This window comes from Streptococcus halitosis (genome assembly GCF_023147855.1).
Taxonomy (GTDB): Bacteria; Bacillota; Bacilli; order Lactobacillales; family Streptococcaceae; genus Streptococcus; species Streptococcus halitosis_B.
Genome location: NZ_JAHXOP010000001.1, coordinates 673,079 through 693,909 on the forward strand (window position 1 = coordinate 673,079; position 20,831 = coordinate 693,909).

The 20,831-nt window shown below is 42.0% G+C and carries 19 protein-coding genes and 1 tRNA gene; 4 read left to right on the forward strand and 16 right to left on the reverse strand.

Annotation, left to right across the window (positions count from 1 at the left end):
• Window positions 1–233: 233 nt before the first annotated feature.
• The 13 genes from KZX55_RS03325 to KZX55_RS03385 all read right to left on the reverse strand — a co-directional run bounded on the left by KZX55_RS03325 (window position 234) and on the right by KZX55_RS03385 (window position 13,612).
• Window positions 234–1,019: an ABC transporter permease gene (locus KZX55_RS03325; protein WP_000760747.1), complete on the reverse strand. Its 786-nt coding sequence runs from the start codon at window positions 1,017–1,019 to the stop codon at window positions 234–236.
• 1 nt (window position 1,020) lies between these two features.
• Window positions 1,021–1,839: an ABC transporter permease gene (locus KZX55_RS03330; protein ID WP_248024313.1), complete on the reverse strand. Its 819-nt coding sequence runs from the start codon at window positions 1,837–1,839 to the stop codon at window positions 1,021–1,023.
• A gap of 1 nt (window position 1,840) precedes the next feature.
• On the reverse strand, window positions 1,841–2,833 hold the full coding sequence (locus tag KZX55_RS03335) for an ABC transporter ATP-binding protein (RefSeq protein WP_248024315.1): 993 nt from the start codon (window positions 2,831–2,833) through the stop codon (window positions 1,841–1,843).
• 284 nt (window positions 2,834–3,117) lie between these two features.
• Window positions 3,118–3,999, reverse strand: coding sequence for a class II fructose-bisphosphate aldolase (locus KZX55_RS03340; protein WP_001019007.1), 882 nt, complete (start codon window positions 3,997–3,999; stop codon window positions 3,118–3,120).
• A gap of 137 nt (window positions 4,000–4,136) precedes the next feature.
• Complete coding sequence (vncS, locus tag KZX55_RS03345) at window positions 4,137–5,465, reverse strand: sensor histidine kinase (RefSeq protein ID WP_248024317.1); 1,329 nt, start codon at window positions 5,463–5,465, stop codon at window positions 4,137–4,139.
• Window positions 5,462–6,118 carry a response regulator transcription factor gene (gene vncR, locus KZX55_RS03350; protein ID WP_248024320.1) on the reverse strand — a complete coding sequence of 219 codons (657 nt, stop codon included), beginning with the start codon at window positions 6,116–6,118 and terminating at the stop codon, window positions 5,462–5,464. The genes vncS and vncR overlap by 4 nt, the downstream gene beginning before the upstream one ends.
• Window positions 6,119–6,366: 248 nt before the next feature.
• Window positions 6,367–7,746, reverse strand: coding sequence for an ABC transporter permease subunit Vex3 (gene vex3 / locus KZX55_RS03355; protein WP_045617490.1), 1,380 nt, complete (start codon window positions 7,744–7,746; stop codon window positions 6,367–6,369).
• A gap of 50 nt (window positions 7,747–7,796) precedes the next feature.
• The gene (gene vex2 / locus KZX55_RS03360; protein WP_000173737.1) at window positions 7,797–8,444 is read right to left on the reverse strand and encodes an ABC transporter ATP-binding subunit Vex2; all 648 of its coding nucleotides are present in this window, start codon (window positions 8,442–8,444) and stop codon (window positions 7,797–7,799) included.
• A gap of 126 nt (window positions 8,445–8,570) precedes the next feature.
• A complete protein-coding gene (locus tag KZX55_RS03365) occupies window positions 8,571–9,848 on the reverse strand; it encodes an ABC transporter permease (RefSeq protein ID WP_248024324.1) in 1,278 nt (425 codons plus the stop codon).
• A 377-nt stretch (window positions 9,849–10,225) separates the two neighbouring features.
• Window positions 10,226–10,311, reverse strand: a tRNA-Leu gene (locus KZX55_RS03370).
• An 80-nt stretch (window positions 10,312–10,391) separates the two neighbouring features.
• A complete protein-coding gene (locus KZX55_RS03375; RefSeq protein ID WP_248024326.1) occupies window positions 10,392–10,967 on the reverse strand; it encodes a cysteine hydrolase family protein in 576 nt (191 codons plus the stop codon).
• Window positions 10,967–11,755 carry a GTP-sensing pleiotropic transcriptional regulator CodY gene (codY, locus tag KZX55_RS03380; RefSeq protein ID WP_000940727.1) on the reverse strand — a complete coding sequence of 263 codons (789 nt, stop codon included), beginning with the start codon at window positions 11,753–11,755 and terminating at the stop codon, window positions 10,967–10,969. The genes KZX55_RS03375 and codY overlap by 1 nt, the downstream gene beginning before the upstream one ends.
• Before the next feature lie 282 nt (window positions 11,756–12,037).
• Window positions 12,038–13,612 (reverse strand): DEAD/DEAH box helicase, encoded by a 1,575-nt coding sequence (locus KZX55_RS03385; protein WP_248024329.1) that lies wholly within the window; start codon window positions 13,610–13,612, stop codon window positions 12,038–12,040.
• Between the two features lie 338 nt (window positions 13,613–13,950).
• On the opposite strand from KZX55_RS03385, the gene KZX55_RS03390 reads away from it, so the two are divergent.
• The 4 genes from KZX55_RS03390 (at window position 13,951) to KZX55_RS03405 (ending at window position 18,700) form a co-directional block, all read left to right on the forward strand.
• Window positions 13,951–15,267: an FAD-containing oxidoreductase gene (locus KZX55_RS03390; protein ID WP_248024357.1), complete on the forward strand. Its 1,317-nt coding sequence runs from the start codon at window positions 13,951–13,953 to the stop codon at window positions 15,265–15,267.
• A gap of 97 nt (window positions 15,268–15,364) precedes the next feature.
• The gene (murT, locus tag KZX55_RS03395; protein ID WP_247941660.1) at window positions 15,365–16,708 is read left to right on the forward strand and encodes a lipid II isoglutaminyl synthase subunit MurT; all 1,344 of its coding nucleotides are present in this window, start codon (window positions 15,365–15,367) and stop codon (window positions 16,706–16,708) included.
• Window positions 16,708–17,490 carry a lipid II isoglutaminyl synthase subunit GatD gene (gene gatD / locus KZX55_RS03400; protein ID WP_049492357.1) on the forward strand — a complete coding sequence of 261 codons (783 nt, stop codon included), beginning with the start codon at window positions 16,708–16,710 and terminating at the stop codon, window positions 17,488–17,490. The genes murT and gatD overlap by 1 nt, the downstream gene beginning before the upstream one ends.
• Before the next feature lie 127 nt (window positions 17,491–17,617).
• Window positions 17,618–18,700 carry a M24 family metallopeptidase gene (locus KZX55_RS03405; protein WP_248024360.1) on the forward strand — a complete coding sequence of 361 codons (1,083 nt, stop codon included), beginning with the start codon at window positions 17,618–17,620 and terminating at the stop codon, window positions 18,698–18,700.
• Window positions 18,701–18,803: 103 nt separating this feature from the next.
• On the opposite strand, the gene KZX55_RS03410 is transcribed toward KZX55_RS03405, so the two are convergent.
• From KZX55_RS03410 to truA, 3 genes are read right to left on the reverse strand one after another with little or no spacing between them, the layout of a single operon-like run.
• The gene (locus KZX55_RS03410) at window positions 18,804–19,265 is read right to left on the reverse strand and encodes an ECF transporter S component (protein WP_248024386.1); all 462 of its coding nucleotides are present in this window, start codon (window positions 19,263–19,265) and stop codon (window positions 18,804–18,806) included.
• A complete protein-coding gene (locus KZX55_RS03415; protein ID WP_248024391.1) occupies window positions 19,243–20,016 on the reverse strand; it encodes a bifunctional hydroxymethylpyrimidine kinase/phosphomethylpyrimidine kinase in 774 nt (257 codons plus the stop codon). The genes KZX55_RS03410 and KZX55_RS03415 overlap by 23 nt, the downstream gene beginning before the upstream one ends.
• The gene (gene truA, locus KZX55_RS03420) at window positions 20,006–20,755 is read right to left on the reverse strand and encodes a tRNA pseudouridine(38-40) synthase TruA (RefSeq protein ID WP_248024407.1); all 750 of its coding nucleotides are present in this window, start codon (window positions 20,753–20,755) and stop codon (window positions 20,006–20,008) included. The genes KZX55_RS03415 and truA overlap by 11 nt, the downstream gene beginning before the upstream one ends.
• Between the last annotated feature and the right edge of the window lie 76 nt (window positions 20,756–20,831).

A 20,831-nucleotide genomic window follows, 5' to 3' on the forward strand; every position in this document is an offset into this window, starting at 1 on the left:
TTTAATCCATGTTAACAAATAGTCTAGTCAATAAATATTATAGTTAACTGGCTACAATATAAACTCATTCCTACCATCAAAAATATTATCAATTAACTGGAATAACTACCAAAATCGCAAAAAGGGGGGATGGATACAATTTATGCATCAATAAATATATAAAAACAACCGCTATAATTTTCAACGGTTGTTTGTAACATATTTAATTTTTAAATCTCATCCTATCTTATCTCTTACGAACCCGCACTTTCGTAGGCATCCAAGCCCCTGTCCCAGAGTTTTAAAGAAATAACAAAGAAAACAAGGGAAATCAAAATCAACCCACCAATGTTAAAGAGACCATCCTTGTCCTGTAAGAAATAGCTGGCAGGATAATAGGCCGTAAAAGCGAAAGGCACGATAAAACTAATCAACCAACGAAGAAGCGAATTGTAAATGGAAATCGGGTACTTGGCAAAATCATTAAACATATAAAAAATGTAAATCATAGCACCTGATTGCTTGGTCCAAAAAGCGATGCTGGCTGTCGCTATTTTCAAGGAAGTATAGATCAAGGTCGCAAAAGGAATACAGACTAGAAAAATAAGGAATTTTGGAAGAGTCCAAGCAATGCTAGACACTGTAGTCGCTAACAAAATGCCACCGACCAATAGTTCGCCCAAGGCATCAATCTGAAAGGTCTCGACCAGAATGTGAAAGAGCGGATTGATAGGACGAGTCAGATACTTATCAAACTCACCTTTTCTCACCAAGCGTTGCCCCAGAGCCCAGAGATTGTCAAAAAAGAGATGGTCCAATCCCTTGGGAATTAAGGAAAATCCATAGATAAAGGCAATCTCTTGAAAGGTCCAACCCTCTAGCGAAGGGATGTGTTGAAAGAGCACATTGAGAAACAAGAGGTTCAGGCCTTGGGTCAGAAAAACTCCTAACACGCCCACCACAAAATCAACCTTGTATTCCATGATTTGCTTGATGTATTGTCTGATAAAAATCAGATGCATGCGTTGATATTTTTTCATACTAACCTCCCTGAATAGTGATGAATGACTGGACTCGTTTCCAAATCAACTGAGACAAACCTACCATCACTATGAGCCAGAAGAACTGTAGCAAAAGCGCCTGAAGAATCTGACTGGCATCGTATTTCCCAACGATAATCATAACCGGGGTATAAATTAAAGATGAAAAAGGCAAGAAGGATAAAATATCTGAAATAACCTTTGGAAAGAAAGCCAAGGGAATCAGACTTCCAGACATAAATGCCACTATTGAAGTCTTGAGGAGATTGGAACCCCATAAATTTTTAAATACAAAGGCTGAAAATCCAAAGCAAATATTAAAGAAAAAGTTAATCAGATAAGCCAGCGTCAAGCTAAAAAGATAAAGTACAGTTAGGCCCAGCACTTCTACAATCCCTTGCCCCGATAAGATTTTCATCAAGACAATCACACTCAAGAAAGGAAGCCCGACGCTGACAAAAATCAACCACTTGGAGCCAAGCTCGGTGAAAAGGTAAGAGGCCGCAAAATGCACCGGTCGCAACAAACGCATGATAATGGAACCATCCTTGACCTCATCACCAATCATAAAGGAGCTATCTGACCTGGTCAAAAGATTAGTCACAAAACTCATAATGATGTAGAGGGTGATATCTGCCATGCTGAAGCCCTGAATCAAAGAATCTTGCGAGGAATCAAAGACCGCCTTCCAGAGATAGAAAGCAACAAAAGCCCCCATGACATCGCCAATCCGATAGAGAATAAAGTTGACTCGATAGGTGATCAACTCCTGAACACCTGCATTGATAAAGGGTTTATAACGTCTCCACAATTTGACCATCTTAGAGCTCCTTTCGATAGAAGCGACGGATAATATCCTCAATATCCGTATCTACCATCTTCAAATCGCGGATTTCAAAATCAGACAGGGTTTGCTTGATAATATCAGCCGACTGGTAGCGGGAACTATCGAATTCAATATTGAGACTGTTCCCTTGTCTATCAATGGTCATATCCGAAGAGCCTTCATAGTGAGAAAGGAGATGACTTTGACCTGGTACCAGTTCAAAAGAAAGAGTCTTCATCTTGCCAAAGGTTTCCTTGAGCTGGCTAACCGTTCCATCAAAAATCTCTTGCCCCTTGTCAATCATAAAAATCCGATCACAGAGTTGCTCAATGTCACTCAGGTCATGAGTGGTCAAGAGAATGGTTGTTTCTTCCTCCTGATTGATTTGGGTGATAGCCCGACGAATATTGTCCTTGACCGACACATCCAAACCAATGGTCGGTTCATCTAAAAAGAGAACCTTGGGATTATGAAGTAAGGAAGCCGCAATGTCCGCACGCATCCGTTGTCCCAGTGAAAGAGTTCGCACGGGATCCTTGATAAATTCCTTCAAATCCAAGACTTCATTCAAAAAGTCCATGCGCTTATGGAAGAGCGAGTCTGGCACATCGTAAATCTCTTTCAAGACCGTGTAGGTTTCTTGCAGGGCCAAATCCCACCATAGCTGGGTTCGTTGTCCAAAAACAACTCCAATATCCTTGACATAATCTTGGCGATTGTCCTGCGGAATCTTGCCATTAATCCGACAATAGCCCAATGTCGGCTTTAAAATTCCTGTCAGCATTTTGATGGTTGTCGACTTCCCAGCACCATTGGCCCCGATAAATCCTAAAATCTGCCCTTTTGGAACCTCAAAGGTCAAATCCTTTACCGCTTCAAAGGTCTGCTTTTCAGGATGAATAAAGGAGCGCAAAGCCCCCTTCAAGCCTGGTTCCTTTACTGTCTTCACAAAATTTTTCTGAAGATGTTCCACTTCTATCATTGACATATCTATCTCCCTATCGCAAGGAATAGCAACATTGTATTTTTGACTACAAATATTCTAAATCCTTACTTTCTAAACCCTTTACATTTTATTCTTACAGAAGGCTTTATACCAACCTATTATAGTCCAATAAAAAATGGAATGCAAGCGTTCGCCTGAAGATTATGAAATCAGAGATTTTACTCTTAAAATAATAGTTTTAATCAAAAATCATGGTTTGATAATTTCCCTAGGACACCAAAAAACCCACCCTAATGGGCAGGTTCTTTCTGTATTGTTCAGCTAGATTATGCTTTACCTTCTGAACCGAATACGTCGATACGTTCTTCAACAGCTTCTGTAATTGCTTCGAAACCTGGTTTCAAGAATTTACGTGGGTCAAAGAGTTTCTTCTTATCGTATTCTGCTTCGTTTGCTTCGTATTCAGCAACAAATTTACGAGTTGCGTTAGCAAATGCGATTTGGCATTCAGTGTTAACGTTAACTTTCGCAACACCAAGTTTGATAGCTGCTTGGATTTGGTCATCAGGAATACCTGAACCACCATGCAATACGATTGGGAAGCCTGGAACTGCTTCTGTCAATTTTTGCAAGTGATCAAGGTGAAGACCTTTCCAGTTTGCTGGGTAAGGACCGTGGATGTTACCAATACCAGCTGCCAAGAAGTCAATACCAGTTGCAACCATTGCTTTAGCATCTTCAATTGGAGCCAATTCGCCATCACCAATGATTCCGTCTTCTTCACCACCGATAGTACCAACTTCAGCTTCTACTGATACGCCGTTTGCATGAGCAAATTCTACAACTTTACGAGCTTTTTCAAGGTTTTCTTCAACTGGAAGGTGTGAACCGTCAAACATAACTGAAGTATAACCAACTCGGATACATTCAAGTGCATCTTCATAATGACCATGGTCAAGGTGAATAGCAACTGGTACAGTAATTCCCATTGATTCTACAAGGTTTTCGATGAGAAGTTTACATACTTTGTAACCACCCATGTATTTCGCAGCACCCATAGAAGTTTGGATCAAAACTGGAGCTTTTTTAGCTTCTGCTGCACGCAAGATAGCTTGAGTCCACTCAAGGTTGTTTGTGTTAAATCCACCAACTGCATAACCGTTGTCACGAGCTGCTTGGACAAATTTTTCTGCTGAAACGATTGCCATTTGTCAGGCCTCCTATATATTTTTTGGGACATCCCATTTACATTGTTCATTTTATCACTTTTTGATAAAAAAAGCTAGTTTTTCCCATGCTTTAGATTGAATTTCTTCTAATCCAATCAATGTAAACCCTTTCTTTTTTAATCTTGGCTAACTCTAGGAAAGCGTATAAAGAAAGTCAAGCGATCATCCTGCCTTTCAAAACGATAAGGCAATTTCTCATGTTCTAATAAACTTTTGACCACAAAGATCCCCATCCCCGAACCCTTGGCCTTGCGACTAGCATTTCCAGAAAAAGACTGGGCCAATTGTTCTTGTTCTTCAGGACTACAGCTATTCTCGATAAAGAGTTCTCCTTCTCTCTCGCCAATGTAGACCAGGCCACCTGGAGTGGAGTGCTTGATAGCATTACTGATGAGATTCGATAGGATTAGTTTCATGACAGATGGGTTTATGTATGCCTGCTGATGGGTTAGGTTAATGTCTACCTGAAGTTCTCTCTCCTTGGCTAGTAAAGCATAATTCTTGACTAGACTTTGCGTCATCTGAAGGAGGTCAACCTTTTCTTTCTCCTCTCGCAATTCCTGAACAGAAGAAAGAGACAATATCTGGAGAACGTGATGACTGAGGTCATCCACAATCCCCAAGGCAACTCCCAGATAGTGGTCTCTATCTCTATAGCGACCGATATTTTCTTTCATATTCTCAATCAGGATTTTCAAACTGGCCAGAGGTGTTTTCAATTCATGAGAAGCCCCTCGTAGAAACTCAACCTTCATCTTCTCCAGCTGGAGAATAGCTTCATTCTTGTCATGCAAGTCCGCAATAACAGTCAAAAGATGCTGGTAAAGGCTATTGATTTGTTCCTTGAGATCACCAATCTCATCCTTAGAATCTACACGCAATCGCACTTGGGCATCCAAATCCATCATCCGACGGGTCACTCGCTTGATTTCCAAAATCGGTGCAACAATGGTCCGAGCATAGATGTAGGCCACCAAGAGGGAAATCAGAAAGGATGCCAGCAAGGTATAGGGAAGAAACTGGAGACTGATCTGCTCTGCTTCTTTTTGCAAATCCATGGAAGCTAGAAACTGAAGAGTCATAGTGCTACCATCTTGCGTTTTTACCTCTCGTTCCTCAATGAAGAGTGAAGTTGTCTGGCGATCCGTGTCCAGAGGAAGATTGTCCTTGACTTCTAACTTGTCTTCGGTCATTTCTCCCTTAACAGCTCCTTTGATATCACTGCTCTGGGAATACAAGTCCAACACTTGCTCGATACTTTGCCTATCTTTTCCGTCTAGGGATTGGGCAATGGCTGTCGCTTTCTGGCCAATAGTTTCCTGACGGTGGCTCAGATAAGTAGAGGGAAAGAGAAAATAAATGGCTAAATGAAGACAAATAACCAGAACACTAAAAATCGAGAAGGTATAGATAAAAATCTTTGTAAATAAACCTGTTCGTTTCATTTTCGCTCCAATTTATAACCAACATTGCGCACAGTGAGGATACAATCCAAGTCTAGCTTTTTCCGTAATTCCTTGATATAGACATCAATGACACGATCAAAGGGAACCTCATCTGTCGCCTTCCAGACAGCATCGATAATCTGAGAACGAGTCAAGGCCCGGCCTTCATTTTTCACCAGATAGTCCAGAATTTCCAACTCCTTGGCATTGATAGCCACTTCTTGACCTGCTAGGCTTGCACTGTAACTCTCAAAGTCCACCTTGGTATCTTTATAGGAGAAGGTTCTTCCTGTATCGTAGTAGCGCTTGAAAATTGCATCCACCCTCACTTTTAAGAGAGACAGGGAGAAGGGTTTTTCCAGATAGCCGTCTGCCAGAGAAGCAAAAGCACCCATCTTGTATTCCTCATCCTGAAAGGCGGTTAACATCAGGACAGGGACCTGACTGGTTTTACGAATCTCCGCTAGGACTTCTAGGCCATTAAGCTTGGGCATCTGGATATCCAGTAGTACTAGAGCAACTTCATAGCTGGAAAACTTTTCCAGAGCTTCCTGACCATCTGCTGCTTCAATGGTTTCATAACCACAATCCGTCAAATAGTCACTGATCCCCTCACGGATCATCTCTTCATCTTCTACAATTAAAATTTTCATAGAAAAAATTTTTCACATTCCTTTAAATTTCTTGTAAATCATCTCGGTTTCACCCTGAAAGGAAGAGGCCTTATACTCAATGAAAATCAAAGAGCAAACTAGGAAGCTAGCCGCAGGCTGTACTTGAGTACGGCAAGGTGAAGCTGACGTGGTTTGAATTTGATTTTCGAAGAGTATTATCAAGATGAAATAGATAAAAATGCTACCTATATTATACCCCATTTAGGGGAGAATAGGTAGCAAGTTTTTTATTCACTATCGAGCAAGAGCTCTTTTGGTTGTTTTCTAAGGAGATTGCTTGAAGCAAGCGCCATAACGAGAACCACTAGAACCAAAGCAAGGACAAAGACGATGATAAAGTCTGATGTCTGAATGGAAATGTCTAGGCTCGACAAGGTCTTGCTAAAGCCGTCTACTTCTGCACCACCACCAAGGTTAGAGGTTTGAGCAGCCTTGCTGGCTTGCTTGGCAACACCTGAAGTGACATTGGCAAGAACAGTATTTCCGATTGCTCGAGCTGTGTAGTTGGCTAGGAAGTAAGCCGAAACGAGAGCAGGGATAGCGATCAGGATCGATTCGGTGATGAATTGCCCCAAGATACTTGCCTGCTTGAGACCGATAGAGAGGAGGATTCCCACTTCCTTGCGACGGGCGTTGATCCAAAGGCTGAGCAAGAGTGCAAGGAGAAGGACTGAGAAGCTCAAGCTACCCCAGAAGAGGAGGTTGGCCATCTTGTACATACCAGAGATGGATTGCTCAAGAGCTGGGTAGTTAGAGGAGCTCTTCACGAGTGTATAGCTCTTCCAGTTGATACCACTGATACCATTCAACTCTTTCATGACGTCATCCAAGTTCTTGTCTGCTGTTACAAAGAAGGTTGCGTCCCCATAAATAGCTGTATCTTCTGTGTATCCATAAAGTTTTGCAGCAGTGTGAATGTCTGTGATAGCTGTATTTTCATAGAGTTCTTGTGAGTAGGTTACTGCTGACTTATTGTGACCATCAAAGAGTCCCTTGATTGTCACTTCAACTGTTTCCTTGGCACCTTTTTCATTGTCTGCATCGTAAACATTGGAGTCTAGTTTGACCTTATCTCCGACTTTCCATCCGTGTTTGGCTGCCAAGTCCTTGTGCATGAGGATCTTGTCCTTGTCGTCGTTGGTTAGGTGCTCACCTTCAACCAGCTTATATGAGCCAGAGACAAACTTGTCTTCTTTAGAGGAGTCATTGACACCTGTAATCATCAAACTGCTGCCAAACCGTTTGGCACGGTCTGCAGTGAGATTTTTCTTGGTTTCTGGCGTTTCGATGAGGTCGTATCCAGTCAAATCTCCGATAGCGTTGATGCGTTTAACATAAGACTCGATGGCCTTATTTTCGGTGATTTTTTTGATATCCTCACCCTTGATATTCCCAGCACCACGTGGCGTTCCTTGGTTGACGCGACGATTGATTTGCATGGAGAAGCTATTGGTGATATTTTTAAAGGTCTCCTGAGAAGCCTTGGCTGTAGCTCCCTTGATCGACAATCCGACCAAACTCAAGCTCGCCATGAGGAGAATAATCAGGAAGATAACAATCGATTTGAAAAACTTCCTTGTAACATAGGCAAATGCGTTGTGTAACATAGGTTCCCTTTCTAGATTTGATTTAATAATTCTATCAAAACAAGCTCATCTTATTTTGTAGTATTGCGAGTTTCAGTTAGTTTCTTATCCTTCAATTCAAGTGTAATATCTGACGCTTGTGCCACTTCTTTACTGTGAGTGACGACGATCACACATTTACCTGTTTTCTGGGCAAGTGATTTGAGCAGTTCGATAATATCTCCAGCAGTTTTAGGGTCCAGATTTCCTGTTGGCTCATCAGCTAGAATAACTGGAGCTTCTGAGACTAAACTACGAGCGATGGCCACACGTTGCTGTTGACCACCTGATAACTGGAGAACGTTCCGCTTGATCTGACTTTCATCCAAACCAAGCTCAAGAAGTGTATCCTTGCTTGCTTTTTTGTTGACCAAGCGGATATTTTCCAGCGGAGAAAGATAATCTATCAAGTTATAATTTTGAAAGACCAGGGAAATATGGTGCATGCGATGGTAAGAATACCCCTTGTTCCGAATGTCCTCTCCTTGGAAAAGGATAGAACCTTCAACAGGACTATCTAGACCAGCAAGCAGGGACAAGAGAGTGGATTTTCCTGCTCCTGACTCACCAATGATACTATAAAATTTTCCGGGTTCAAAATTATACTTGATCTGATATAAAACTGCTTCAGCAGTGTTCTTATAACGGTAGGTAACATCTTGCAATTGTAATAAAGTCATGATTTCTCCTTCTTATACTCAATGAAAATCAAAGATTAAACTAGAAAGCTAACCGCAGGTTGCTCAAAGCACAGCTTTGAGGTTGCAGATAAGGCCGACACGGTCTAAAGAGATTTTCGAAGAGTATTAACTAATAGATGATAAAATTTCTTTCGGCGATTTTCTAAATAGAAATACGAAACAAAGGGCTACAGACAAGCAACCAATCAAGAGCAGAAAGACATAGGATTCTGCAAAGGATAGGAGACTGGTTAATAGACCGCTTGCTTTGGCCAGCGTGTCCTGTAAGGTTGCCTGATCTCCACTGGCTAGTACAGTTTGGAGCAGATAGGATGTGATGGCATTTCCAGCGATAAAGGATGGAAGCAAAGCTCCGAGAGATACCAACACTACCTCTAAACAGAACTGTAGGAAGATCGAGCTCTTGCTTTTTCCAAGTGCGAGTAAAATTCCCACTTCGTAGACTCTTTCTCTCAACCAGAGAGACAAGACCAAAATCAAAGCTCCTGCTCCTGCTATCAACATCCCATAAAGGAAGATAGTGAGGAAGGTTTGGAAGGTTGCAACTGAGTCTTTGATTTGTTCAAAGGCCTTGTTTTCCTTCTCTACTTGGTAGCCTTGATTTTCCAAGGCCAAGTTTTCCACCTGCTTCATGAGTCCGTCCATTTCCTTAGGATTTTCTACATAGAAGCGCGCTGCACTGACTTGAGGTTCACTATTTCCTAAAAGAGTTTGGCTACTTTCATAGTCTGTAAATACTTGGTTTTCACTGAAGTCAGAGGACAAGCCTGTGAATTTCTCTTGTTTTTTACCAGAAAAGATGCCGACAATTTCAAACTCAACTGTTTGCCCTTTCCCAGCTTCGGATTGACCAGCATCCAAGCGAATCTTGTCATGAAGCGAAAGACCGTTCTTCTTAGCCAACTCTTCGTGAATAAGGATTTTCTTAGAATCTCCTTTTTGAAGGTGTCGCCCTTCTTTTAGATTGAAAGCCGAACTGGTAAAGGTGACATCCTTGGATGAATCTTCAAGAGCCGTTAAGCTAACCAAGTTCTTGTCCGCGGCTGACAAATCATCACGTTCTACGCTCTGCTCGCCACTCACCGCTTCCTTGTCTTTCAGTTTTGCTACCGTCTCAAGTTCAGGAGAGACATTTTCCAGTCCCTTAATCTTGCTCACGGATGCTAGGTCAGACAACTTGAAGGTCTGTCCATTTTCTATCTTTTTGATAGAAAAAGAAGTATTGAGTGATTTGTAAAGATTGTTTTCTACTGTTTTGTTGGACTTCATCAGAGTCAAACAGGCTGAAATTCCTGCTAAAAGGACAAATAAAATCAGAAATAAAATAAAACTTCTCAGTCGTTTTCTGCTGACATAAGCCCAAGCTCTTTGGATTGGATTCATTTGTCACCTCCATATTTGTAAGACTATTATAAAATCCAAATATGAAATGTTTATGAAATCAAAAAAATTTTTTGAAAAAAACAAAAAAGCTAGCGAACGCTAACTTTTCTCATATAGAATGCGTTTTACCAATCAAAAATATACTCCATTTTATAAATGCTGGAACCGTCTTTCAGCTTAGCATTTTCCATTTCCTAAGTTCTTCATTTTCTGACTTGTGTCTGAGAAAATTCTTGATAGAATGAAATGGAAAACTCAGTTTAAATGTTCTGATACAATGACTGTTCTTGATGCCAATATTTTTCGAGATACGAAACGTAGCCTCTAGTCTTCTTTGTAAAAACAAAAAGAGCTAGCCAAAGCTAACTCTTATCCTATGCGGAGAGAGGGACTTGAACCCTCACGACCTAAAGCGGTCACAGGATCCTTAGTCCTGCGCGTCTGCCAATTCCGCCATCCCCGCGTCGATTACTTTACTAGTATATCAACTTTCAAAATCTTTGTCAACACTTTTTTCAGATTTTTTTCATTTTTCCAAGGGAATTATTCTTGGATTTCAGCCAGATTTTCATCCAGCAACTTGGCTCCCAAAGTGTTCTTAAAATGACCAAGAGCAAACTGATGATTTTCTGACCAAATAGAGGCAACCGCAGGCCTGACAATCTCGATTTGATAACCTAAATTATAGGCATCAATAGCCGTATGAAGAACACAAATATCAGTCAGGACTCCAGTTAGGATGACTGTATCTACACGACGTTCCCGCAAACGGATATCTAAGTCCGTTCCTGAAAATGCTGAATAGTGACGTTTGTCCATCCAAAAGACGCGACTATCCGCCTCATGCTCAGCATAAAAATCAGCTAGAGGGCCATAAAGGTTACGCCCACTAGTTCCGATGATGTTATGCGGTGGAAAGAGCTTGCTTTCTGGGTGGAATGTATCCTTCTCTTCATGGGCATCAATGGTGAAAAAGACATAGTCCCCACGTTCAAAAGCCAATCTGGTCACTCGATTGATTGCCTCTGATATGGCTTGAGCAGGTGCCCCTGCAGTCAGCTTTCCATGGTCTGCTACGAAATCCTCTGTATAGTCAATTGAGATTAAAGCCTTTGCCATTAGTAGTCCCTCTTTTTCACTTCCTCAAAAATATCACCAATTAGAACTTTGAGATAAGTCCCCTTCATTCCGAGTGAACGGCTCTCAATAATTCCTGCTGACTCCAGTTTACGAAGCGCATTGACAATCACAGAACGCGTAATTCCAATACGGTCTGCAATAACAGATGCAGTCAACTGTCCTTCATTTCCATCCAATTCAGCTAAAATAGCTGATACGGCACGAAGTTCTGAATAGGAAAGGGTATTAACCGCCATGGTAACAGCAGTACGACGGCGAATATTTTTCTCATCCTCTTCACGTTGGAAGTTCAAGAGTTGAATCCCTACCACCGTGCTCGCAATCTCAACAAGAATCAAATCTTCATCTTCAAATTTCTTATCATTGCGCCAAATGATCAAGGAACCTAGGCGAATCCCTGACACATGAATCGGAGCAATGGTCGTCAAACCATCTGGAAAATCCGCACGGCTCTCTACAGGGAAAATGGTCAAATCATGTTCAACAGGAAGATTGGCTTCCGTATCATAGATCATGTTTGCACCTTGAATATAATCATCTGGAAAAATCTTAGTTTGAAAAAACTGCTCTACACGATCTGTATTCGTTTTATAACGCATGAAGTAGCCTAAAAGGCGCCCCTTGCTATTCACAATACAAGCGTTACAATCAATAATATCTGCCAACTGGCGTGTAATCGCATTATAGGGGAGTTCATCTTGAAGTTGCTCCTCTGAGCGTTTCAAAATAGAAGTAATTTTTCTTGTTTTTTCTAATAAATGTGCCATTTTTTACCTCGCATTTAATCGCTACCATTATAACATAAAGAGCGTGAATTTTCAATTATTATCTGAAAATTGCTTATTTAATTACAATTTTGAACAGCAAAAATATTTTAGAAAAATAAGATCTTTTGTGTTGACAGCTGAATTATTTTTTGTTAATATAACATTATAAGAAGATGACATGGTAAATCCCTTTCCGTTTCACCTATCCTTTACTATCACCATCTTCTTTTACCCTTGGTCTCCTTATATATAAAAGCGATTCACAGTGTGAATCGCTTTTTTCTATTTGTCTCCTTTGTTACGAATAACAAAGCCGGTTTTCTTTTCGCTTGAAGTGTTGCGAGGTTTTTTATTGTCTTTATTACGGTAACGTCTGTCTTTATCAAAACGGTCGTTTCCACGACTGCCTTTCTGGAAATCATCACGGCGACCACCACGGCGATCACGGTCTCGACGGTCGTCCCCACGACGGCCTCCTCGACCTCCCTTGCCTTTGCCACCAAAGCCATTACCTGATGGTTTAAATGGCAGTGGTTTTTCACGCGCAATCTCCACTTCAGGAAGGCTGTCTGGATCTTGGACTGTCAGACTCAAGATATACATAGCCAATTCTTCTGGACTAAATTCTGCTGCTAACTTACGAGCATCTTTAGCAAATTTCTCAAAGTTCCCACGAATGGCTTCGTCTGCGAAGTCTCGTTCGATTTTCTTGAGCGCTACTTGTTTCTTAGCTTGGAAGGCTTCTTCAGCTGTCGCTGGTTTCAAGCCTTTCATACGTCTCTTAGTCAAGTTTTCGATGATTTGAAGGTAGCCCATTTCATTTGGTGCTACGAAAGTAATAGACTGACCTGACTTACCAGCACGACCTGTACGACCGATACGGTGAACATAACTTTCAGGATCTTGTGGAATATCGTAGTTGTAGACATGGGTTACACCTGAGATATCCAAACCACGTGCTGCCACGTCTGTCGCAACTAGAACATCAAGGTTACCATTTTTAAAATCACGAAGAACACGAAGACGTTTGTTTTGGTCTAAGTCGCCATGAATTCCTTCTGCACGGAAGCCACGAATTTTAAGTCCACGAGTCAATTCATCTACACGGCGTTTGGTACGACCAAATACAATAGCAAGGTCTGGTTGTTCCACATCCATAAGACGTGTCATGGTATCAAATTTCTCTTGTTCCTTGACACGAATATAGTACTGATCAACCAGCTCTGTTGTCAATTCCTTGGCAGCAATCTTGACATGCTCAGGGTCTTTCATAAACTGAACACCGATACGTTTGATAGCATCTGGCATGGTTGCTGAAAAGAGCAAGGTTTGACGATTTTCAGGGACACGGGAAATGATGGCTTCGATGTCTTCAAGGAAGCCCATATTGAGCATTTCATCCGCTTCGTCAAGAATCAGAGTTTCAATATCTTGTAATTTCAAGGCCTTGCGTTTAATCAAGTCCAAGAGACGGCCTGGTGTTCCTACCACGATGTGAGCACCCGATTTAAGGGCCTTGATTTGTTTTTCAATGCTGGAACCACCGTAAACTGAGCGAACTTTCACTCCTTTGCTACGGCCAAAGCGGAAGAGTTCCTCTTGACTTTGGACAGCGAGTTCACGAGTTGGAGCGATAACCAAGGCTTGGATGGTCGCTTCTTCTGTACGGATTTTTTCAAGGGTTGGCAAGCCAAAGGCTGCAGTTTTTCCTGTACCAGTCTGAGCTTGACCGATAACGTCCTTACCTTCAAGAGCCAAGGGAATAGTCTGTTCTTGGATGGGACTGGCTTCTACAAATCCAGCTTTTTCAATCTCTGCTAGCAATTCAGCAGACAAGTTAAATTCATTAAATTTCACGTTTTTCTTCTTTCTAAAGGTGGTGCGAAGCCACCCTATAAGGCTTTAGTGTATACTTTTCTTTTCATGACGTATCTTCTACAAAAATGAGATACCGTGTTGCTTCTTTTCCACGAAAGAAAAGTACTAGTTTCTTTGCAACCTATCTAGTATAACACAAGAGAGGGGCAAAAGATAGTAGAATCCATTAGGAAAACTATGTAAACGATTTATTATCCATTGAATTAGAATTATAGAAGTTTTTGATAGACTTTTTGATCGGAAATCATTTCCCGTAGCAGATTTGTGCAAAAAGTGTTTTCTTATGCTAGAATGAAAATCGAATAGGAGGACTATAAATGTTAACATATGATTTAATCGTTATTGGATTTGGTAAAGCTGGGAAAACACTAGCTGGTAAATTAGCTTCAGCTGGCAAAAAAGTTGCCCTCGTTGAACGTAGCAAAGCTATGTACGGTGGAACTTGTATCAACATCGGATGTATCCCAACTAAAACCTTGCTAGTTGCTGCTGAGAAAGATTTGTCTTTTGAAGAAGTCATTGCTACCAAAAATACTATCACTAGTCGCCTCAACGGTAAAAACTATGCTACTGTTGCGGGTACAGGTGTGGATATCTTTGATGCGGAAGCTCACTTCCTTTCAAACAAAGTCATCGAAATCCAAGCTGGTGACGAAAAACAAGAACTGACTGCTGAAACTATCGTTATCAACACTGGTGCTGTTTCAAACGTCTTGCCAATCCCTGGACTTGCTACAAGCAAAAACGTCTTTGACTCAACAGGTATTCAAAACTTGGACAAATTGCCTGAAAAACTTGGTGTCCTTGGTGGTGGAAATATCGGTCTTGAATTTGCAGGTCTTTACAACAAACTTGGAAGCAAAGTTACAGTCCTAGATGCCTTGGATACTTTCCTACCTCGTGCAGAACCTTCCATCGCAGCTCTTGCTAAACAATACATGGAAGAAGACGGTATTGAATTGCTTCAAAACATCCATACTACTGAAATCAAAAACGACGGTGACCAAGTTCTCGTCGTAACTGAAAACGAAACTTACCGTTTCGATGCCCTTCTCTACGCAACTGGACGTAAACCAAACGTAGAACCACTTCAACTTGAAAATACCGATATTGAACTAACAGAGCGTGGTGCTATCAAAGTAGACAAGCATTGTCAAACAAACGTTCCTGGTGTCTTTGCAGTTGGGGATGTCAACGGTGGACCTCAATTTACCTACATTTCACTTGATGACTTCCGTGTTGTCTACAGCTATCTTGCTGGAGATGGCAGCTACACTCTTGAAGACCGTCTCAATGTACCAAACACCATGTTCATCACACCTGCACTTTCACAAGTTGGTTTGACAGAAAGCCAAGCAGCTGATTTGAAACTTCCATACGCTGTTAAGGAAATCCCTGTTGCTGCGATGCCTCGTGGTCATGTAAATGGCGACCTTCGCGGTGCTTTCAAAGCTGTTGTGAATACTGAAACAAAAGAAATTATTGGTGCAACTATCTTCTCAGAAGGTTCTCAAGAAATCATCAACATCATCACTGTTGCGATGGACAACAAGATCCCTTACACTTACTTCACAAAACAAATCTTCACTCACCCAACCTTGGCTGAGAACTTGAATGACTTGTTTGCAATTTAAGTTGAGTTTAATCATATCCAACAGCCCTCTCTGGGCTGTTTTTGTTTCTGCGAAACACCAAATCCGTCTTTTCCCTCTTTTATGATATAATAGAAACATGAAATTAAAAACTACTTTGGGCCTTCTTGCTGGGCGTTCTTCCCACTTCGTTTTAAGCCGTCTTGGCCGTGGAAGTACGCTTCCAGGAAAACTTGCCCTTCAATTTGATAAAGATATTTTACAAAACCTAGCTAAGAACTACGAGATTGTCGTAGTGACTGGAACCAATGGAAAAACCTTGACAACTGCCCTCACTGTCGGCATTTTAAAAGAGGTTTATGGTCAAGTTCTGACCAACCCAAGCGGTGCCAACATGATTACAGGGATTGCAACAACCTTCCTAACAGCCAAATCTTCTAAAACTGGGAAAAACATTGCTGTCCTCGAAATCGACGAAGCCAGTCTATCTCGTATCTGTGACTATATCCAGCCAAGCCTTTTTGTCATCACGAATATCTTCCGTGACCAGATGGACCGCTATGGTGAAATTTACACAACTTATGAGATGATTTTGGATGCTATTCGTAAGGTGCCTACTGCCACTGTTCTTCTTAATGGAGACAGTCCGCTTTTCTACAAGCCAGCTATTCCAAATCCTGTAGAGTATTTTGGTTTTGACTTGGAAAAAGGACCAGCCAAACTGGCTCACTATAATACTGAAGGGATTCTCTGCCCTGACTGTCAAGGCATCCTCAAATATGAGCACAATACTTATGCAAACTTGGGTGCCTATATCTGTGAAGGCTGCGGATGCAAACGTCCTGAATTAGACTATCGCTTAACAGACTTGGTTGAGTTGACCAACAATCGCTCTCGCTTTGTCATTGACGGACAAGAATATGGTATCCAAATCGGTGGACTCTACAATATCTACAACGCCCTAGCTGCGGTTGCCATCGCCCGTTTCCTTGGTGCTGATTCACAACTCATCAAACAAGGATTTGACAAGAGCCGTGCTGTCTTTGGACGCCAGGAGACCTTCCATATCGGTGATAAAGAATGTACCCTTGTCTTAATTAAAAATCCAGTCGGCGCTACCCAAGCTATCGAGATGATTAAACTAGCTCCTTATCCATTTAGCCTATCTGTCCTCCTCAATGCTAACTATGCAGACGGTATTGATACCAGCTGGATTTGGGATGCTGATTTTGAACAAATCACTGACATGGACATTCCTGAAATCAACGCTGGCGGTGTTCGCCATTCTGAAATCGCACGTCGCCTCCGAGTAACAGGCTATCCAGCTGAGAAAATAACTGAAACAAGCAATCTGGAACAAGTTCTTAAAACCATTGAAAACCAAGACTGTAAGCATGCTTATATTCTAGCTACCTATACTGCTATGCTGGAATTCCGCGAACTGCTGGCTAGTCGTCAGATTGTTAGAAAGGAGATGAACTAATGGTTTATACTTCACTTTCCTCAAAAACTGGCAATTACCCTTATCAGCTCAACATTGCCCACCTCTATGGAAACCTCATGAATACATACGGGGACAATGGAAACATCCTCATGCTCAAGTATGTGGCTGAAAAGCTGGGAGCCCATGTGACGGTTGACATCGTTTCTCTCCATGATGACTTTGATGAAAACCACTATGACATCGCCTTTTTCGGTGGAGGTCAAGACTTTGAACAAAGTATCATCGCAGACGATCTACCTGCTAAAAAAGAGAGCATTGACAACTACATCCAAAACGACGGTGTGGTTCTTGCTATCTGCGGTGGTTTCCAACTATTGGGCCAATATTATGTTGAGGCTTCAGGAAAACGTATCGAAGGGCTAGGGGTCATGGGGCACTACACCCTCAACCAGACCAATAACCGCTTTATCGGTGACATCAAGATTCATAATGAAGATTTCGATGAAACCTACTATGGCTTTGAAAATCACCAAGGCCGTACTTTCCTTTCTGATGACCAAAAACCGCTGGGACAAGTGGTTTATGGAAATGGAAACAACGAAGAAAAGATCGGCGAAGGGGTTCATTATAAGAATGTCTTTGGTTCCTACTTCCACGGACCTATCCTCTCTCGTAATGCTAATCTGGCCTATCGCCTAGTCACTACTGCTCTCAAGAAAAAGTACGGACAGGACATCCAACTCCCTGCCTATGAGGACATCCTCAGTCAAGAAATCGCTGAAGAATACAGCGACGTCAAAAGCAAGGCTGACTTTTCTTAAACCAAGGAAAACCATATCAAAGAACTCTGCTATCTTACCAGAGTTCTTTTTGTCTTTTCTTTTATCCTTCTCCCTTGCATTTTCTCTCTTTTTTTGCCAAAATAGAGGGGTAGAAAGAAGGTAGCATATGTCTAAATTACAACAAATCGTAACATATCTTGAATCAGAAAAACTAGACGTCGCTGTCGTATCTGACCCCGTCACAATCAATTACCTCACTGGCTTTTACAGTGATCCCCATGAACGCCAAATGTTCCTCTTTGTCCTAGCGGATCAGGAACCCCTCCTCTTTGTCCCAGCACTTGAGGTTGAGCGTGCAAGCAACACTGTCTCTTTCCCAGTAGTTGGTTATGTAGACTCTGAAAACCCATGGCAAAAAATGAAACATGCTCTTCCACAGCTTGACTTCAAACGTGTCGCTGTCGAGTTTGACAATCTCATCTTGACCAAATACCATGGCTTGAAAACTGTCTTTGAGACTGCCGAGTTTGAAAACCTCACTCCTCGTATCCAACGCATGCGTCTCATCAAATCAGCTGACGAAGTGCAAAAAATGATGGTGGCAGGTCTCTATGCGGACAAGGCTGTCAATGTTGGTTTTGACAATATTTCTCTTGATAAGACTGAGACAGATATTATCGCTCAAATCGACTTTGCCATGAAACGTGAAGGTTATGAAATGAGCTTTGATACCATGGTCTTGACTGGTGATAATGCTGCAAATCCACACGGTATTCCAGCAGCTAACAAGGTTGAAAACGATGCTCTTCTCCTCTTTGACCTTGGTGTCCTCGTCAACGGCTACGCGTCAGATATGACTCGTACAGTCGCTGTCGGCAAACCAGACCAATTCAAGAAAGACATTTACAACTTGACTCTTGAAGCCCAACAAGCTGCTCTTGACTTTATTAAGCCAGGTGTGACCGCCCATGAAGTAGACCGCGCTGCCCGTGAGGTCATCGAAAAAGCTGGTTACGGCGAGTACTTCAACCACCGTCTCGGTCACGGTATCGGTATGGATGTCCACGAATTCCCATCTATCATGGAAGGAAACGACATGGTCATCGAAGAAGGCATGTGCTTCTCTGTTGAACCAGGTATCTATATCCCCGGTAAAGTCGGTGTCCGCATCGAAGACTGCGGTGTTGTTACCAAGGATGGCTTTGACCTCTTTACAAGCACCTGCAAAGACTTGCTTTATTTTGATTAATATTCTTCGAAAATCTTCCCACAATAAAACGCATAGTATCAAGGTTTTTCAACACCTGATACTATGCGTTTTTCTGATTTTGAAGACTTTTGACTCAGCCTCTTTACTTAATCTTCTTGATACTTTGACTAAGGATAAATCCTACAACCATTCCCACGATATTTTGCATGAAATTTGGTAGGATTTCTGGTAGAGCTGCTGCCCAGCCATTCATCAAAGTTGAACCCAAGGCGTAGCCCCCCACCATGACAATGGTTGCTAGGATAAGGCCTAACCACTGAGTTTTGCCTTTAAATCCTGCAAAAAATCCCTGCAAGCCATGGTTAATCAAGCTAAAGAACATCCACTGAGGGTAGCCTGATAAGAGGTCAATCAAGAAACCTGCTAGTCCTCCGACTACAGCACCTTCACGACTACCAAAGTAAAAGGCCGCAAAGAAGATACCCGCATCTAAAAGAGTTAAAATACCTGTCGGTGTTGGGATTTTTAGGAAATAACCTAGAACCACAGAAAGGGCGGTTAAGAGGGATACAAGGGCAATTTTAGTTGTTTTGGTTTGCTTCATATTGTCTTACTCCATATTGATCTGCTTGTGCAATGGCACGAAAAACGAAAGTTTTAGAACTTTCTACTGCTGGTAAAAGTTCATCACCTTTAACCAAGTGACTGGCAATGCTTGAGGCAAAGGTACAACCTGCACCAGCATTTTGGCCTTGGATAACAGGATTTTCTAGGACTGTAAAGGTTTGGCCATCATAAAATACATCCACAGCCTTGTCCTGACTAAGGCGATTGCCTCCCTTAATGATAACTGCTGGCGCTCCCAAGTCATGCAATTTCTGCGCTGCTGTTTTCATGTCTTCCAAGGTTTTGATCTCTTGACCAGACAATAATTCTGCTTCTGGGAGATTAGGCGTAATCACACTAACATGAGGGAAAAAGCGAATCAACTCTTGGCAGAGTTCACTAACTGCTACGTCGTGCGTTTCCTTGCAGACCAAGACAGGATCCAGAACCACAGGCACTCCTGGGCGTTGCTTGATAAAGTCCAATGCCTTCTCAGCCACACTGACAGTTGGTAGAAGACCAATCTTAATGCCCCCAAACTCCACATCACGCAAGCTATCTAATTCATGTTGAAAAATGGTATCGTCAGTTGGAAAGACTTCAAAGCCCTTTTCTGTCAAGGCTGTCAAACAAGTCACTGCTACAAAGCCATGCAAGCCGTTCAAGGTATAGGTAGCCAAATCCGCGGACAAACCACCACCACTAAAAATATCATTTCCAGAAAGTGCTAAAATACGATTATTCTTCATAACAAATCTCCTTTAAATACAAACCATTTGGTGCTGCAGTGGGACCTGCAAGCTGCCTGTCCTTCTTCTCCAAGATGAGGTCAATCTGCTCTACTGGCATGCGGTTATTGCCGATTTTGAGCAGCGTCCCCACCATATTGCGAATCTGCTTATACAAGAAACCATTTCCTGAAAAGGTAAAGGTCAAAAATTGTCCTGTCTCATCAACCCTGAGACTAGCTTCTGTGATGGTGCGAACCTTATCCTCCACACTGGTCCCAGAAGCTGTAAAACCGGTGAAATCATGGGTTCCTTCTAGCTTTTTGACGGCCTCCTGCATCCTCTCCACATCAAGCGGATAAGGAAAGTGAGTAGCATAGTGACGGCGCATCGGATTTTTAGGACGTCCCCTATCAACAATAAACTCATAGGTCTTACTGTGCTTGGCATAACGGCAATGAAAATCATCCGCCACAAGCTCAATTGAAATCACATCAATATCTTCAGGGGACTGGGTGTCCAGAGCAAAGCGAAGTTTTTCCTCATCCATTTGATAGGGCAGATCAAAATGAATGACCTGTCCCAGAGCATGGACTCCACTATCAGTCCTACCAGCACCGTGAACGGTAATGACTTGGCCCTTATTCAATCTAGTCAAGGTTGTTTCAATTTCTTCCTGAACGCTCCGCGCATGAGGCTGGCGCTGAAAGCCAGCAAAGGCAAAACCATCATAAGAAATAGTTGCTTTATATCTCGTCATAACTTTTATTTTATCAGGAAATAAAAGTGTAAACAAGTTTAAAAACCAATAATTGTCTGGGTACAAAATTCCCGAA